The sequence below is a fragment of the Alkalimonas cellulosilytica genome (assembly GCF_036325985.1).
Lineage (GTDB): Bacteria > Pseudomonadota > Gammaproteobacteria > Enterobacterales > Alteromonadaceae > Alkalimonas > Alkalimonas cellulosilytica.
Genome location: NZ_JAUHLI010000006.1, coordinates 130066 through 145562 on the forward strand (window position 1 = coordinate 130066; position 15497 = coordinate 145562).

Annotated in this window: 17 protein-coding genes and 1 tRNA gene; 6 read left to right on the forward strand and 12 right to left on the reverse strand. The window is 49.4% G+C overall.

Annotated features, from left to right (window positions below; all coding sequences use genetic code 11):
- Nucleotides 1-94: 94 nt before the first annotated feature.
- Nucleotides 95-2497, forward strand: a complete 2403-nt coding sequence (locus tag QWY20_RS07545; protein WP_330128403.1) for an EAL domain-containing protein — start codon at nt 95-97, stop codon at nt 2495-2497.
- Here the strand turns inward: QWY20_RS07545 and QWY20_RS07550 are convergent.
- The 3 genes from QWY20_RS07550 to QWY20_RS07560 are packed head-to-tail and all read right to left on the reverse strand — an operon-like array spanning nt 2494 to nt 5113.
- On the reverse strand, nt 2494-3321 hold the full coding sequence (locus QWY20_RS07550) for a CvfB family protein (protein ID WP_330128404.1): 828 nt from the start codon (nt 3319-3321) through the stop codon (nt 2494-2496). The two genes, QWY20_RS07545 and QWY20_RS07550, sit on opposite strands and share 4 nt — an antisense overlap.
- Nucleotides 3322-3363: 42 nt before the next feature.
- Nucleotides 3364-4881, reverse strand: a complete 1518-nt coding sequence (locus QWY20_RS07555) for a DUF3413 domain-containing protein (protein WP_330128405.1) — start codon at nt 4879-4881, stop codon at nt 3364-3366.
- Between the two features lie 10 nt (nt 4882-4891).
- Nucleotides 4892-5113: a YejL family protein gene (locus tag QWY20_RS07560; RefSeq protein WP_330128406.1), complete on the reverse strand. Its 222-nt coding sequence runs from the start codon at nt 5111-5113 to the stop codon at nt 4892-4894.
- 68 nt (nt 5114-5181) lie between these two features.
- Here QWY20_RS07560 and yejK point away from each other — a divergent pair, with 68 nt between their 5' ends.
- Nucleotides 5182-6201 (forward strand): nucleoid-associated protein YejK, encoded by a 1020-nt coding sequence (yejK, locus tag QWY20_RS07565; RefSeq protein ID WP_330128407.1) that lies wholly within the window; start codon nt 5182-5184, stop codon nt 6199-6201.
- Nucleotides 6202-6207: 6 nt separating this feature from the next.
- Here the strand turns inward: yejK and QWY20_RS07570 are convergent, their stop codons facing one another.
- From QWY20_RS07570 to QWY20_RS07590, 5 genes are read right to left on the reverse strand one after another with little or no spacing between them, the layout of a single operon-like run.
- Nucleotides 6208-6432, reverse strand: a complete 225-nt coding sequence (locus QWY20_RS07570; protein WP_330128408.1) for a hypothetical protein — start codon at nt 6430-6432, stop codon at nt 6208-6210.
- Nucleotides 6429-7121 carry a M15 family metallopeptidase gene (locus QWY20_RS07575; RefSeq protein WP_330128409.1) on the reverse strand — a complete coding sequence of 231 codons (693 nt, stop codon included), beginning with the start codon at nt 7119-7121 and terminating at the stop codon, nt 6429-6431. The genes QWY20_RS07570 and QWY20_RS07575 overlap by 4 nt, the downstream gene beginning before the upstream one ends.
- Nucleotides 7118-8254, reverse strand: coding sequence for a succinyl-diaminopimelate desuccinylase (dapE, locus tag QWY20_RS07580; protein ID WP_330128410.1), 1137 nt, complete (start codon nt 8252-8254; stop codon nt 7118-7120). Before dapE ends, QWY20_RS07575 begins: the two co-directional genes overlap by 4 nt.
- Nucleotides 8251-8604, reverse strand: coding sequence for an ArsC family reductase (locus QWY20_RS07585; protein ID WP_330128411.1), 354 nt, complete (start codon nt 8602-8604; stop codon nt 8251-8253). Before QWY20_RS07585 ends, dapE begins: the two co-directional genes overlap by 4 nt.
- On the reverse strand, nt 8601-9089 hold the full coding sequence (locus tag QWY20_RS07590) for a PTS glucose transporter subunit IIA (RefSeq protein WP_330128412.1): 489 nt from the start codon (nt 9087-9089) through the stop codon (nt 8601-8603). Before QWY20_RS07590 ends, QWY20_RS07585 begins: the two co-directional genes overlap by 4 nt.
- Before the next feature lie 581 nt (nt 9090-9670).
- On the opposite strand from QWY20_RS07590, the gene yfbV reads away from it, so the two are divergent.
- Nucleotides 9671-10129 carry a terminus macrodomain insulation protein YfbV gene (gene yfbV, locus QWY20_RS07595; RefSeq protein ID WP_330128413.1) on the forward strand — a complete coding sequence of 153 codons (459 nt, stop codon included), beginning with the start codon at nt 9671-9673 and terminating at the stop codon, nt 10127-10129.
- Nucleotides 10130-10169: 40 nt separating this feature from the next.
- Here yfbV and xthA read toward each other — a convergent pair whose 3' ends face one another.
- A complete protein-coding gene (xthA, locus tag QWY20_RS07600) occupies nt 10170-10979 on the reverse strand; it encodes an exodeoxyribonuclease III (protein WP_330128414.1) in 810 nt (269 codons plus the stop codon).
- Between the two features lie 140 nt (nt 10980-11119).
- Here xthA and QWY20_RS07605 point away from each other — a divergent pair, with 140 nt between their 5' ends.
- Both QWY20_RS07605 and deoC read left to right on the forward strand, forming a co-directional pair.
- Nucleotides 11120-11824: a M48 family metallopeptidase gene (locus tag QWY20_RS07605; protein WP_330128415.1), complete on the forward strand. Its 705-nt coding sequence runs from the start codon at nt 11120-11122 to the stop codon at nt 11822-11824.
- Nucleotides 11825-11985: 161 nt separating this feature from the next.
- Nucleotides 11986-12723 carry a deoxyribose-phosphate aldolase gene (gene deoC / locus QWY20_RS07610; protein ID WP_330128416.1) on the forward strand — a complete coding sequence of 246 codons (738 nt, stop codon included), beginning with the start codon at nt 11986-11988 and terminating at the stop codon, nt 12721-12723.
- Here deoC and QWY20_RS07615 read toward each other — a convergent pair.
- Both QWY20_RS07615 and QWY20_RS07620 read right to left on the reverse strand, forming a co-directional pair.
- Nucleotides 12720-14357 carry a response regulator gene (locus QWY20_RS07615; protein ID WP_330128417.1) on the reverse strand — a complete coding sequence of 546 codons (1638 nt, stop codon included), beginning with the start codon at nt 14355-14357 and terminating at the stop codon, nt 12720-12722. The genes deoC and QWY20_RS07615 overlap by 4 nt on opposite strands.
- 88 nt (nt 14358-14445) lie before the next feature.
- Nucleotides 14446-14530 (reverse strand) — tRNA-Tyr (locus tag QWY20_RS07620).
- 108 nt (nt 14531-14638) lie between these two features.
- Between QWY20_RS07620 and QWY20_RS07625 the strand changes: the two genes are divergently transcribed.
- Nucleotides 14639-15106 (forward strand): VC2046/SO_2500 family protein, encoded by a 468-nt coding sequence (locus QWY20_RS07625; protein ID WP_330128418.1) that lies wholly within the window; start codon nt 14639-14641, stop codon nt 15104-15106.
- On the opposite strand, the gene QWY20_RS07630 is transcribed toward QWY20_RS07625, so the two are convergent.
- Nucleotides 15091-15492, reverse strand: a complete 402-nt coding sequence (locus QWY20_RS07630; protein WP_330128419.1) for a YchJ family metal-binding protein — start codon at nt 15490-15492, stop codon at nt 15091-15093. The two genes, QWY20_RS07625 and QWY20_RS07630, sit on opposite strands and share 16 nt — an antisense overlap.
- Nucleotides 15493-15497 lie beyond the last annotated feature (5 nt).

Consider the following 15497-nt stretch of genomic DNA (forward strand, 5'->3'; position numbering starts at 1 on the left):
GTAGGCTGCTTTTGTTTTACTCTGGTGCTCTAGCATTGTTCTGTGTTATAAGCGACACAAAGGGCAATGACATGGCGAGTAATTTTGCTGCATTATGAGTAACCAGACCCCAGATGCGGTGACAACCAGCGAGCTGGCAACACAGCTCGCTTTGTTAACTGAAGAAAATCATGAGCTGCGCATCATCAATCAATTGTCGATGGAATTGCATCAGCTTAATGATGTACAAGCAGTGACAGATTATGTAGCCAATACCTTGGCTTCAGCGCTTGGTTTTGAAGATTGCGCCATTTACCTGATGGATTGTGAGCTGCAACTGGTTCGTTTTTCTGCCGCAGGTTCGCGTAATGTAACGGCCGATTGTGGCCATAGCCGTTTAACCTTGCAGCAAGGTATTGTGGGCTACTGCGCTGCAACACGTGCTACTCAACGGGTGCAAGATACCCGTAATAATCAACACTATCTGTTCGACATGAGTGAGAGCCTGTCAGAGCTGGCTGTACCCGTGGTGGATGAAGGTGAGGTGTTGGCTGTTATTGACTCCGAGCATCATCAAGTTAACTATTTTACCAGTCACCATCAACGGGTGCTTGAAACGGTCGCAACTATTTTGGCCAGCAAGCTCCGCCGATTGCAAACACTGGCTCAGCTCGAAGAGTCGGTGGATAAACTGGAGTACGCTGAAAAACTTCAAAAATCTTTGTACGAAATCGCATCGTTTTCCTATTTTGCCGATGATTTATCGGAGTTCTACAGCCACGTGCATCAGGTTGTTAGTGCGCTTATCTATGCACCCAACTTTTTTATTGCCTTGTACGATGAGGAAAAGGAGCATCTCTATTTTCCTTATTTTGTTGATACCCGCGGCGATCAGGATCCAAGCCAGGTTTTTCCAAAGGAAATATTGAAAAACAGTTTGACTGGCTACGTATTTCGCACAGACCAGCCTTTACTGGTTACGCGTGAACAATTAACGGACTTTTACCAACAGCAGCAGCTTAAAGTCTATGGAGAGATGCCGGAGTGTTGGCTCGGTGTACCTTTCCGCTCGGGCGATACGGTGCATGGCGTGGTGGTGGTGCAAAGTTACATCGAGCAAATCCATTACGAGCTGGCTGATCAGGAATTGTTAACCTTTGTAGCCCAGCATATCTCCAATGCATTGGAACGGGTGTTTTCGGAGCGAAAACTACAGCATCAGGCTTTGCATGATAGCCTCACCGGCTTACCGAACCGGGCACTATTTTTAGACCGGGTACACCATGCTTTTTTACGCATGCAGCGCTTCCCGGAGCAGAAGTTGGCGGTGATGTATCTTGATCTGGATAAATTCAAAGCTGTGAATGATACCTATGGTCATGCGGTGGGCGATGCCTTTTTGGTGGCGGTAGCCAAGCAATTAAAACACTGCATGCGGCAAAGCGATACCCTGGCCCGACTTGGCGGCGATGAGTTTGCTATTTTGCTGGAGGATGTGGATGAACTGGCGACCATTGAAGAGGTGGCACAGCGGATCCTGCATTCCTTACAGCGCCCAGTCGAAGTCAACGGCCAGGCTTTATTAGCCTCAACCAGCATTGGTATTAGCTTTTGTCAGCTGGATGCGCCAGGCCTTATTCCGGATGAATTAATTCGCCGGGCAGATATTGCCATGTATCAGGCCAAAAAAGATGGTCGTGGGGTGTATCGGGTCTATGACGAAAGCATGCAAGCGGATGAAATCCCTGGTTGGAACATCGAGCAAGCCCTGAAAATTGCTTTGAATGACAACCAGCTCTTACTGGTTTATCAGCCCATCATGACTTTAGCCAGCAATGCCATACAGGGTTTTGAAGCCTTAGTTCGCTGGCCTCATCCTGAGCAGGGTATGGTGATGCCGGATCAATTTATCCCGATTGCGGAACAAAGCCGATTAATTATTCGGTTGGATCATTATGTACTGCGTCAAGCCCTGCGTCAGCTTGCCTATTGGTATGCTGGTGGACATCGGTTTTATGTCAGTGTCAATGTCAGTGGCCCAACAGTGTCAGAGCCCGGCTTTGTGCCCTGGCTGCAAGAGCTCATTCAGCAGTATGGTATTCCTTGTCATTGTCTGGCATTAGAATTGACGGAGCGGGCTTTAATTGAAAATATGCTGCAGGCAAAAGAAAGTCTGCAACAGCTGAGGAAGCTGGGAATTCGTATTTTGTTGGATGACTTTGGTACCGGTTACTCCAGCCTTAGCTACCTGAGTGAGTTTCGGTTGGACGTGTTGAAAATTGATCGCAGTTTTATTGCCAATATGCAAGATGATAAACAGGATCATCCTATCGTGAATACGATTATTGCACTGGCAAAAACCTTGCAGTTATCGGTGGTGGCGGAAGGCATTGAAACCCTCGAGCAACAGCAGGTGCTGAGTCGCCTTGGTTGTGACTATGGGCAGGGTTACTGGTTTGCCAAACCATTGAGTGCTGAACAAACCATGGCTTGGCTCAGAGACAGCCATGAGGCTTAGATTAAATAAATCCCATCCGCTTCGATGCGGATTTTTTTTGCTTTAAATAAGCTGCCAATTGCCTGCTTAAAGGCTTTTTTACTGGCGGAAAACTGCTGATAAATGGCCTCAGGGCTGCTTTTGTCATGCAAGGGTAAAAAGCCACCAGCTTGTTGCAGAGCATCCAGAATAGTAGGTTCCAGTGCCTTCACTTTGGCTGCACCAATCGGATTGAGGCTAAGATCAATTTTACCATCGCTACGCACTTGCCGGATGTAGGCGGTAAGTCGCTGCCCCGGATAAAGTCGTTCTTTCACCTGATCTTTAAACACCAACCCCCAGTGCTGTTGATTAATGATGGCTTTGTAGCCCAAATCTGTGTGATTGGCGATGATGATATCTACCGCTTGCCTCTCCTGATAGTGAGCCGGTGTTTTGTCGAGAAACTTATCCAGCTTGCTTGAAGCAATAATACGGTTGCTTTTATCAACCAGGCAGTACACCAGGTAACGTTTGCCGGCTTGCATCGGAATTTGTTGTTCACTGTAAGGCACCAATAAGTCTTTGCTTAAGCCCCACTGCAAAAAAGCACCCACACGGTTTACATCCACCGCCTGCAATAACGAAAAATCACCAACCTGGATTTTAGGAGTTTCGGTGGTTGCAATCAGTTGATCGTCAGAGTCGAGGTACAAAAACACCTGCAGCATCTGCCCTAACTCAGCCTCAGCAGGGGCATAACGCTTAGGCAATAAAATTTCGCCCCATTCCAGACCGTCCAGAAAATAACCAAAATCTACTTTTTTTTTGATCGCAAGCTGATTGATTTTTCCAAGTGCCAGCATGGGGTTTCCTTGTTTGGTTAGGATGGTAGCGCTGTGAAGCATTTATTCGTTGCTAAGTGCAGGTAAACGCTGAAGCGCATCGACCAGCATGGGCATATCAAAACGTTCATTGAGTGGTAAACCAGTAGCAGCCGACCAGATCCCAAAGCTGTTGTCTTCACGAATAATAACCAGTTTATCTTTATAAAAACTGTAGATCTCATGCTGACTTATGGCAAGCTTGGGTAGGTTACGCGGTGCTAACAGGTTATCACCGGCTAAGCCAGGGGTTGTGTTGCACCCCGCATAAGCCAGCAAGGTTGGTAATAGATCCAGGTGCAAGGTTGCAGCCGGTTGTGGTTGTTGCCGCAGCTCCGGCCAACGATACCAGGCAGCAACCGGTGCCATTTTCCAGTAACTGTGGCTTGCTGTTAACTCAAGCAACAGCAAAGGACCCGATGGTAAGCTCAGGGTGCTGACTTGCGTTAAAAACCGGAGTTGTACCGGGGCTTCGGGCCGGGAGAATTGATGCAGCCAGGCAGGCCCTGCCGGAAAGTCCGCGGCTACTTCGATGCCAAAAAGCTCTGGAGCTTGCTGCAGCCAGAACGGCGGCTCAGTCAGCAATGCATCAACGTGTGGGGCTGCAACGAACTGGCCGAATAACAGTTGCCCCAGAGCTTCGTTAGTTTGAGTCGGAGCGAAGTGGGGAGCAAGTTGACGCAACCCCAATGCATTCAGGTGCTGTTTATCGGTCGGGCTCAGAGATGGCATGATCACAATGGTTAGCGCTTTTTCAGCACTGGCGGCTGTGGGGCAGTTCAGCTGCACAGGAACCGGTTTCAGATAATCCAATGCATCGAGCTGCTGCTGTTGACTACTGGCTCGCTCCTGGCGATCCAGCAGTCGATGTCTGGCTAAAAAGCTTTTGGCGGTAGCGGGGTAGCTCAGTGGTAGTACATTATCCTGCCGTACCACATCAATATTCAGTTGAGCATCGGCCCATATATGGATCAGATGGCTGAGCGTAAAGCAGCCGACAAAGAATACCCAAATAGGGCGGCCTATGCCGATAGCCTGCAGTCGGCCAACTTTTTTCCAGCAAAAGTTACTTAAGGTCAGTTGGAATGCCAGCAGCCCGGCTGCGGTAACACTAACGATGAGGATAAAGTTACGCAGATTGGTCACAATCTGTGAACGCATCAGCTCCAGAGTCTGTTGCCAGGAAGTATTGCCAATATGATAACCAAGACTACTGTAGACATAAGCATCAAAAATCAGCAGCACCAGTGCCAGTGTTGCCAATACAGCACCCAGGCCACGAACATGCTTTTGCGAAGGAAATAGCAGGCTAAGTGGAAAGATGGTCAGAATAAAAAACAAAAAACACAAAAAGGCGGTATGCCCCAGCCAGTTGCTTAGCAGGTAGCTCCAGCCGGTGATGGTCTGTGGCAATGGCTCAGCCAGCCAATAACTGGCCGTGATCACTAAAGCCAGTAAAATATTGAAAAAGGTAAACCAGTGGCCCCAACTTAGCAGTCGGTTGACTTTATTGACCAGCGAAAGGTTGTGTTCCAACACCATAAGCGGGTGATCAGGCCTTCGTTGCGATACTGTCGGTCAATGCCAGGCAGAACTGCTGCACCAATTCTGCCCGTTTGGCGGCAGGTACATTCTGGTTCACGATATGACTGACCGCATTGCCGAGGCACATCAGGCTCAGTTCAGTGGTTGCTTGTTGCTGGCGTAGCTCATCAAGCAGGCTGTTGACCAGATTTTCAATTTGCGTAGAGGAATACTTTGATACAATGGGCATGGGAGTACCGGGAAAGTCCGCTTATCTGGTGTGAATAGTAACAGAAATCTGCAACATTAGGAAAATTTATGTCGGTCGATGTGTTCCAGTTAACCATTCATTATCTGGCGCTGGACGAGCAACAAGCTCCGCAAATCCGAGAGCGTCAGGCTCTGATCCCAACCAATGCGCAAGTGTGTCATTTACTGGAACAATTGCATTTGTCCTACAATGGTAAACCGGCGAAAGGCTATGCTCGCTTTAGCAGTGACAAATCGCCATTGATGCAGGAAAGCATGGAGCTGTGGTTACAACAGCCGGATGACTTTATGCAACTCGCCAAAACAGCCACCGCAGAGCTGGTGAAGCAACTGACTGAGCATCAACTGGCTGAGTCGGGTTATCTGTTGATCAGTCATTACCGCTACCTGGCAACCGATTATCTGTTGCTGTGCCTGTTGGGCAGTAAAGAGCACTTTAGTGTAACTGCCGAACTGGACTTGGCTGCGGCAAAACATCTGGATATAGCCCGAATGCAACTCGCCGCCCGGATTGATTTAACCGAGTATCAGCTAAACCGTGAGCATCCGCACGCCATTTCGTTTATCCGTGGCCGGGCCGGGCGCAAGGTTGCAGATTTCTTTTTGGACTTTCTCGGCTGCGAGGAAGGAAGCGATGCAAAAGAAAACAGCAAGCAAATGCTCAGCTCGGTGGAAGAGTACCTGAGCGCCGCAGAGTTTGACCCGGCTGAAAAAAGCCAGGTGCGCCAGCAGGTGTATCAGTACTGCGAGGAGCAAAGCAAACAAGGTCAGGATGTAGTTCTAAAAGAGCTGTCTGAGGCGATGGACCCGGATGATCAGCATGGTTTTCTGCATTATTGTGCGGAGCAACAACTGGCGGTAGCAGAGCAATTCCCGGTTGAAGTAAAAAGCTTGAAGCCGCTGGTGAAGTTTAGTGGCGCCGGCGCTGGGGTCAGTGTCAGTTTTGAGCAAAAGCATCTGGGAGAGCGGGTTGTGTACGATCCACAGCAAGACATCTTGACCATTCGTGGTGTGCCACCGAATCTTAAAGATCAGTTGCAGCGGTTTTTGACTGGAAGCAGTCAATAAAGGAGCTTAGCTTTGGTCGTTATCGGTGGGCGGCTTTGATGCAGTTGCTTCGTTGGTGTCAGTAGGCTTGTCTTGCGAGCCGCTGTTTGCCTTCGGTGATGACTCAGCAGGGACATCAGGCTTAGCGGGCGCTTTGTGACCGGGTAGTTTATCCAGATAGCGCAATAACATCAGATTGCCCACAATCACGCCAAAAGCCAGTGTCAGTGCAGTCAACAGCATCCAGTTCATGCGGTTGGCTCGCAGATGGTTTGCACAAAACGCTGATAAATTACTGGCAGATGCTCAAGCACCAGGCTTTGTTCTGCAATGGGTTGGCGCAGCAAGGCATGTTGCAGAACCTCCAATGTTAATAACTCAGAGCAGTTGGCCGCCAGCGGCTGATAACTCAGATGCCAGGGCTCTGCAGCAACCCCGCCCAGGTAATGCTGATAGGGCAAAAAGAAACCCAGCTCCGAAACATGTTGAGGCAGCCACTGGCCCAGCCGCTCAAAGACGCCGCCGGATTGATATTCCGATGGTAGCAGCTGGGGCTGGTAACCGGATGGCAATGCCGCCCGATCGATGACATCCAGCTCGGTGCCCCAGTGGTGCCTGCTGGCACCAGGGAGGGCGCTGTACAATAAAATGGCCTCCAACTTATTCCACCCCGTGAGTAGCTGAACATCCACGGCTTGTTGATGTTCATCCATTACCGGGCGAGCCCCGAGGCACTTTTGTTGCCAGATCAATGCCTGGCGCTGATAACTGCGAAAACTGGAAACGGCGGCCAATTCAATGCCATCGGCAGCGGCTCGTTGACAGAGCTTTTGCCAGCTATTGGCAGCTTCTGCTTGCAGTTGCTCCCCAGTAGCAAGCTGTATCAGGTGGCTTTGATCCTGACCGGTCAGTTGTTCGGCTGTCAGTCGTCGCGGACTCATGTCAGGCTCTGTTCCAGAATGAGCTCATACATCTCTGCCAGGCGATCCAGATCAGCCGCCAGGACACACTCATTGACTTTGTGAATGGTGGCATTGCAGGGGCCAAGCTCAATCACTTCAGCCCCTGTGGGGGCAATAAAACGACCATCGGAAGTGCCACCACTGGTTTCCAGTTTCGGTGCAAAGCCCTGAACCTGTTTCACCGCCTGTACTGCAGACTCCACTAGTTTGCCAGATTGCGTTAAAAAAGGCTCACCGTTCAAGACCCAATCCAGTTGGTAATTGAGTGCATGCTTATCCAGGATCGCATAGACCCGTTGGCGCAGTTGATCGGCGGTGACTTCAGTACTAAAGCGAAAATTAAACAGTACCTGCAGCTCTCCTGGGATCACATTAGTGGTGCCACTGCCAGCATGAATATTGGAAATCTGGAAACTGGTCGCCGGAAAGAAAGCATTGCCCTGATCCCACTGCTGCTCAGCCAGCTCAGCCAGGGCCGAGAGGGCTTTGTGAACCGGGTTATCCGCCAGCTGAGGGTAAGCAACATGGCCTTGTACCCCTTTTACCAGCAAAGTACCGCTTAAGGATCCGCGCCGACCATTTTTAATCACATCACCAACCTGACGGCTGCTGGAAGGTTCGCCCACCACGCACCAACGGATTTTCTCTTGCCTTGCCTCCAGAGTTTCGATCACCCGTTTGGTGCCGTTGATAAAAGGTCCTTCCTCGTCGCTGGTAATTAAAAAAGCAATATCACCGCTTAGCTGAGGCTTGCGGGCAAGAAAACGCTCGGTGGCGACGATCATGGCAGCCAGGCTGCCTTTCATATCGGCAGCCCCTCTGCCATAGAGGGTGCCATCGATGAGTGTCGGTTCAAAAGGGGGCGTGTGCCAGCGATCTTCAGGACCCGGTGGTACCACATCGGTATGACCAGCAAAGCAAAACACTGGTTTACCAGTGCCTTTACGGGCCCAAAGGTTAAGCGTGTCTTCAAAGAACATCGACTCGATGTTAAAACCAAGGGGAGCCAGCCGCTCCGCCATTAATTGCTGACAGCCTGCATCTTCCGGAGTAATGGATGGTCTGGCCATGAGCTCCATCGCAAGCTGCACTACTGCACTACGTTCGCTCATGCCAATTGCTCCAACAGTCGCTGGTACGCGGCTTCAGAGAAGCCAACCTGATACCCCTGTGGGCTATGCAGTAATGGGCGCTTAATCAGGGTTGGGTGTTGTTGCAATAGCTCCAGGGCTTTGCTGGCATCCAGTTGCTCTTTGTCGCTGGTAGGGAGTTGTCGGTAGGTCGTGCTGCGGCTGTTCAACACTTTGTCGTAGCCCAGTTCGCTGATGGCATCGAGCAGTTGTTCCTTACTCAATGGTTGCTCCCGGTAGTCAACAAATTGATAAGCGAGCTGGTGTTGATCCAGCCAACGTCTGGTTTTTTTTATGGTATCGCAATTTGGGATCCCGTACAGCGTGATCATGTTTTTTTTCCTGTTAATTGAACAAACATACAAGGTTCCAGAGCAAGGACAGTTTTGCCGTACTGAACTGGCTCTGGTTGGATTGCCGGATGAGGAAAGACAACAACACTAAGCAGCGGCTTGTTGGTCAAAAAACCCGGATCAATCTCAAGCAGTGGTTGGCCTGCTGCAACCGAGCGCTTGCTATCAAGCCAGTGCAAACCCTGACCCAGACGGGCAAGCCAGTCCATCGGTAAATCCAGGCGAAGCTGTATGCCAGTATGATGCTTCAGACGGATACAGGGGTGTGGCAAAAAGTGCAGACTGGTCTCACCGGAGCAGGGGCTCAGCAAGTGTTGACTGCTGACTTGTAAGCAAAAACCGGCTCCAGCCAGCAACCGGATAACAGGGCTGGGATGCTGACTGAGTGGTCTCAGTAGGCCATCCGTAGGTGCCTGGAGCATAAAGCGGTAGCTGCTGTTTGCCGGGGCCGTATCAAGATGCATGTTGTCTGGTTGTTGTGGTCTCATTTCTATTAATTAGCATAGCTAAATTGTTGGTCAGATGCATCTGTTATCCATAACAACCGGCTAGTTCGAGTTGGAATAAATGATATTTTTATGAACTAAGCATGAAATCTTAATGAAATCGGTATTTTCGCTGTACAAAATACTGACATGATGCCTGGAAGTCAGCAGAAAATAGCCTTCATCTTGTCCACAGAATCTGTGGATAATTCTGTGGTTAATTCTGTTTAACTCCAATAAATTTTTGTTTTTATAAACTTTATTGTTGTGGCACAATTTTTGATTGTTTGTTTATAAGCGAAAATTGGGCTTGAAATGCTATAAATGTACTTTCTAATGATTTTTTTCAAGCAGCTCAGGCTAATTTCAAGTTGAAATCGTTATTTCGTGCTGATTGCATTGACTTTAATGTTTTTAATTGCCCGGGTTAGCAACTGTGCTGTTAGTGCTTGCAAACAAACCTATTGGTCGCTAGTGCACCAGCTTTGCTGAACTATTACTGCCTACTTTATGCTAGAGTTATACAGAGCATGTGAGTAGCTGGATCTTAGGAGTATGCCATGTTGCAATCGCTAATGCGCGTTATTCAGACTGGGGTGCGCTATGGTAAGGTTTGGCCTTGCCAGCCGGAGCTCAACAGTGTCTTTTTGGAGAATAAACTTATCTTGGTAACATCCTGGGCACAAAAGGTGACCCCGCCTTTTATTGTGCTTAATGGTGCACTGCTGCTTTGGTGGCATGGCAGTACCCATCTCCCTTTGATCCTGGCCATGAGCTTGTTGCTGCTGTCCATCCCATTGCAAGGATGGTACCGTCTTGGTGTTCGCGCAGAAAAGCAGTTACCACCGGCAATGTGCCAGTGGTATCAGCAAATTTTGCAACAACTGCAGTTGCAAGGGGTGGCTGTTACCGCAAGAAACCCGCAGCCTGGTCAGGCACTGCGGTATTACGATCTAGGCCAGTTGCTGCAACAGGCTTACCGGCAGTTGGATAAAGCTTTTATTCGCAATAGCCTGTAAAATTAAATCTAATTTTGCCCTGGTCTTTGATGGTCGAGGCTTAGAGTGCGAAACTGGACCAGACCGGCGCATGATCTGACGGTTTTTCTATCCCACGAAGTTCGTAATCGATACCGGACTCAGTGAGCAGACTGCTCAGTGACCTGGTGGCGAGTACTACATCAATGCGCAGTCCTCGATTGTCGACAAAGCCTTTTGAGCGGTAGTCAAACCAACTGTACTGCTCAGCTGTTTCTGGGTGCAACTGTCGGAAAGTATCGGTGAGTCCCCAACTTTTTAAGCGATGCAACCAGGCACGCTCCTCTGGCAGGAAAGAGGTCTTGCCTTCGCGTAACCAGCGTTTGGCATTGGCTTCACCAATACCGATATCCAGATCTTGTGGCGAAATATTGATGTCGCCGATCACGGCCAGTAACTCATCCGGATTGTGGTGTGTTTCCAGATAGTGTTGTAAATCCGCATAAAACTTTTCTTTGGCAGGAAACTTGATAGGATGGCTGCGATTTTCACCCTGAGGAAAATAGCCATTTAACAAAGTCAGCTCACGGCCATCGCTGATAGCAAAGCGGCCAATAACCATGCGGCGTTGCGCATCTTGATCATCGGTTGGGAAACCATATTGTATCTTAAGTGCTGGTTTTTTGCTCAGAATAGCCACGCCGTAGTGGCCTTTTTGGCCAAAGTAATAGGCATGGTAGCCCATGGCCTCAACGGCACTCAGTGGAAACTCATCATCATGGACTTTGATTTCCTGCAAGCCAATCAGATCGGGCTGGTGCTTACTAATCAGTGCCTCAAGTTGGTGCAGGCGGGCTCTGATGCCATTGATATTAAATGATACAATCTTCATGCTGGATTCGCTTTTGCTGTTGATTGAAAGGTTCAGTGGTTGATCTTACCATTGCACAGAGCAGGGGTGAATGAAAGCTTGAGTGCCGCGGCAAAAATACCTATGCTGGCAGCAGTGAGTGACCGTGGTCAGCAGGTGCTATGCTACAGCATTTTAATACAGAGTTGAGTTATACCCTGGTGCGAAGTTCCAGGCGTAAACGATTGGCGCTGCAAGTAAAAAATGGTGCGTTATACGTAAGAGCAACTCCATTTTGCTGCCAGTCGCAGATCAATGCATTTATTCGCTTGAAGCTTGGCTGGATCCAGCTGCAGCTTTATCGACAGCAACAGCAATTGCAACACGTAAAATCCGAAGTCAGAGCGCAGGAACTACGCTTGCTTGATCAGCCAGTGCCACTGCAGAAACTAGTTGCCAGCAAATCCAGCTATCTGTTCGATGGTGAGCAGCTAACGGTTTTTTGTAGCCACCGTGTTCGGTCAGAGCGACAGCAACTGACCTACCAGCAGCAAATTGAGCTTTGGTACCAGCAACAGGCAATCGCCTGGATCGGGCCTCGTCTGGATTACTGGCAAGAGCGCATGCAATTGCGCTATCGGCGTTTCTTTGTGAAAGCCTGGCGGCGGCGTTGGGGCTGTTGCAATAGTGAGCTGGAGTTGGGGTTTAACTGGCATTTGATAAAAGCACCGGCCTGGGTCATTGATTATGTCCTGGTGCATGAGTTGGCGCATCTAAAGTGGATGGATCACTCAGCTAACTTTTGGCAATTGGTCCGCAGTCATTATCCAGACGTCGAGGCGGCCAGGCATTGGTTGCAACAGCATCAGCTGTGGTTATTGAATTAAAAAAAACCGGCCCAGAGGGCCGGTAAGACAAACACAAGGACGAAACATAAGGACAAGTGAAGGCCACGCCTGGGAGAGATAGGCTCATCACTGCTAATGGATAAGACTGCACCTTTTAAAAAAAATTCCATGAATACAAAAAAAATTTAAAAAGGCTCAATATGACTACCTTTGAACGCTTAACACAAATGATGTCTCTGCTGGATGTCACCCGTTTACAACAGCCTGACAGCAATGCGCAAATGCAAAGCTGGTTATTGGCGATCTCAGAGTCTGCTTTTCATCCGGCAGCGGTTTGCTTGTACCCGGAGTACCTGCCGTTATTCACTCGCTTTCCTGCATTCCAAACAGCAGGCATTGCGGCTGCAACTGTGGTGAACTTTCCTTCAGGCCAACAAAGTGCTGATCAGGTCTGCCTGGAGATTGCGGCTGCTGTGTCTGATGGTGCTACTGAAATTGACTGTGTGTTGCCTTATCAGGAGCTAATGGCAGGACGGATTGGCAGTGTGAAAAGCTTTTTGCTGGATGTTCGTCAAGCCTGTGGTTCAACCCTGTTAAAGGTGATTATTGAAAGTGGCGAGTTAATCACTTGCCAGCAGGTTGCCAAAGCAACCGAGTTGGTGATCGACAGTGGCGCTGATTTTGTCAAGTCTTCTACTGGCAAAGTACCGGTAGGCTTAACGGATGAGGCGGCTGAAGTCATGTTGACCGTGATTGCCGGTGCAGACCGGGCGGTGGGCTTTAAAGCCTCAGGTGGTGTTCGTACCATTGAACAGGGGTTGGCTTTTATGGAACAGTTTGAACGAATCACCGGGCGCCAGGCGCAGCCCCAAAGTATGCGGCTGGGGGCAAGTACTCTGTTTCAAGAGTTATCTGCCCGGTTACAGCAGCGGGCTTAACGCCGGCGTTCGCTGGTTATTTTTTCAAAGCGGGACAACAGCTCCTGGTAGCGTACGCGGTGATGCTCTGGCAACGGCATGTGATCGACCACCCGAAAGGTTTTGCGGCAGCGTTCAAAAGCATCACCGGGTTTGCTGCGTTTAGTGTCATGCTGACTCAGCACTTGCAACAGGGACTGAATGTAGTTTAGTGCCGCACCGGTATTCATCGGTGCCAGCTCCAACGCCTGTTCAAACTGCCGGGCGGCTTCTACAAAGTTGCCACTTTTATACAATCGGATCCCTTCTTTGTTGCACTCGGCAAAGTGCGCTCTGCGCTCGCCGGTACTTTCGGTTTGCTGGCGCAAAATGGCACTTAACACTGGATTGGATAAGGTGCTGGCAGGCAACCGCTGTTTTAAGGTTTCAGCTTCTTCGTACTCACCAATCTGGTTCAGCAGTAAGACTGCATCAGCCAGGCTGTGTTCCTGGTCTGTTAGTAGATCGGCGACCGTTGCATAGGTCCGTTTAGCCTGAAACTGTTGGCCGCTTAATGACTCCAGCCGTGCCTGACATAAGACTTCAAAAAGATCGAAATCAATATCCCGGATCATGCTTTCATCCAAGCGAGCCCGCTGCAGAGCGATCAAGGTTTCTTGCTGGTAACGGTTTTTCTGTTGTGGATCCTCGGCTTCCATAGCCGCTTCAATGACGGTGCGAATGTAGTTTTGTAAATGGATCACATCTTGCTTCAGCGAACGCCGGGTAATTTCGTACAGCTGCTTGCTGGCCGTGACCTGCTGTGGTGTATCGTGCAGTGCCCGGGCGATATCCATCACCAAATACTGACGTTTAATGGAGTGTGGAGCAATTTCAGCCGCTTGTTGAATGGCTTTCAGCGCATCCTCAGGCGCACTGAGTGCCATATAGCATTTCGCTTTCAAATCGAGCGCTTCTGCAAAGTAGCGATTTGTCTCAAGGGCTTCATCACAAAGTGCCAGGCACTCGTCATAGGCTTGACGCTCAAAACAGATATGGGCTTGCAGTACCAGAGCCCAGCCACTGCGATGTTGTTGCAGATTCTGGGTGAGTACTTGCTCTGCACTATCGAGTTGCTGCTGTTTAATCAGGGTTTCTGCCAGTACGCGTTTGCAAAACTGCTGGTAGCGTCCGGCCTGACTGATCTCATGCTGGCAGTGTTCAATCACCTGGTCATACTGCTCGTCATGCATGGCTTGATACAAGGGTTTGAGCTGTTGTTTTTTTTGCTGAATTTTCTGGATCCGGCTGCGAAGGACACGCTGAGAGAAAGGTTTAATCAGGTAGTCATCGGGCTCCAGCTCAACGGCACTCATGACCATGGGCACGGTATTTTCACTGGTGACAATCATAAAAATACTGCTGGGTTTAAGCAGCTTTTTCTCCCGTAAATCTTCCAACAACTGCTTGCCATTTTTGCCGGTGCCCAGATGGTAATCGACAAAAAGCACATCGTAGTCCATGTTAATGCACTTGGCTAAGGCTTGCTCACCTGTCAGGGCGAAGGCGACATTGGTCGCACCCATCGAATAGAGGATGCCTTTAAACATCAACTGAAATGAACGTTGGTCATCAACAATCAAAACCCGTAGGTTTTCAAGTGCTTTACTTTCCATTACAACAACAGAGTTGAAACGACATAGGTTAAGTGTCAGTAAAATAACGGGGGATAGCAAGAAAAATACGAATTGGATACAGGAAAAGTGGTGGAGGGGGAAGGATTCGAACCTTCGAAGGCTGAGCCGGCAGATTTACAGTCTGATCCCTTTGACCACTCGGGAACCCCTCCACACAAGGCCTGCATCATACCAAAAAATACTTTGATGTAAAGGCGCACTCTTCATTTATTTGTTTGTTTGCCGATAAAGTCAGCAAGCGCAATTTTGGAACTGTATCCATGTTGATTCATGAGTGGCAAATTGGCCCTAAAATGAACGAGGCTCTTCACAAGCAGCAGCCTGCTGATTTTCGGTTGTGGCGGGCCATGCTATCTGCTGCGGTTGAAGAGCAAGCTGCTTTCGTGCTGAAGCAAGCAAAAAACGAAACCGCTGTGCGCTCGCTAAGGCAAATCCTGGGTGTGCAGGCAGCAAGGCCGTTTAACTGGCAAGCTGGCGATCAGACCAGCAGTCACTTATGCAGCAAAGCCATACAGCAAAGTTTTACCCAAATTCGTTTGCAGCAACAACTTACTCCTTTGCCCTGGGTGCTAAAAGACGATGCCAGCAAGCTGGAACCACGGGTCGCGGATAACCTGGATTTGCACAGCCGCCGCCGGTTGTATCAAGTTGAGATGGAACCGGTAGCAGCGGATGCCACAGCTTTGTATGAGGTGCTGCAAAAGTTAGACAATCAGGCCGCAGCCTGACCAGAAGGTTGATGTGGCAAACAAGATTTAAACTTACGACCACTGCCACAGGGACAAGGATCATTGCGGCCAATTTTTTGTGTCGCAAGCTCAGTTACATCGCCACTGCTATAGAGCCAGCAGCCTTGCTGGTTCTTAAAGCGGGATAATTCACGAAAGCTGTGCAATTGGTGGCCAAGTAAGTAGCTTACCTGAAAGTGGACATGCCCCTCATTTGCAGTTTGAGTCAACTTTGGCAGGGGCAGGATTTGCAAACCTACAAAGTGAGCATGATGCACAAAGTCATGCAGCTGCTCAGGGCTTTGCTCTGCCTGAAGTGCTGCGACGCAACTGTGCTGTAAATAGCTGAGATCCTGACAACAAAATGCACTATAGCGCGAGCGCATTAACT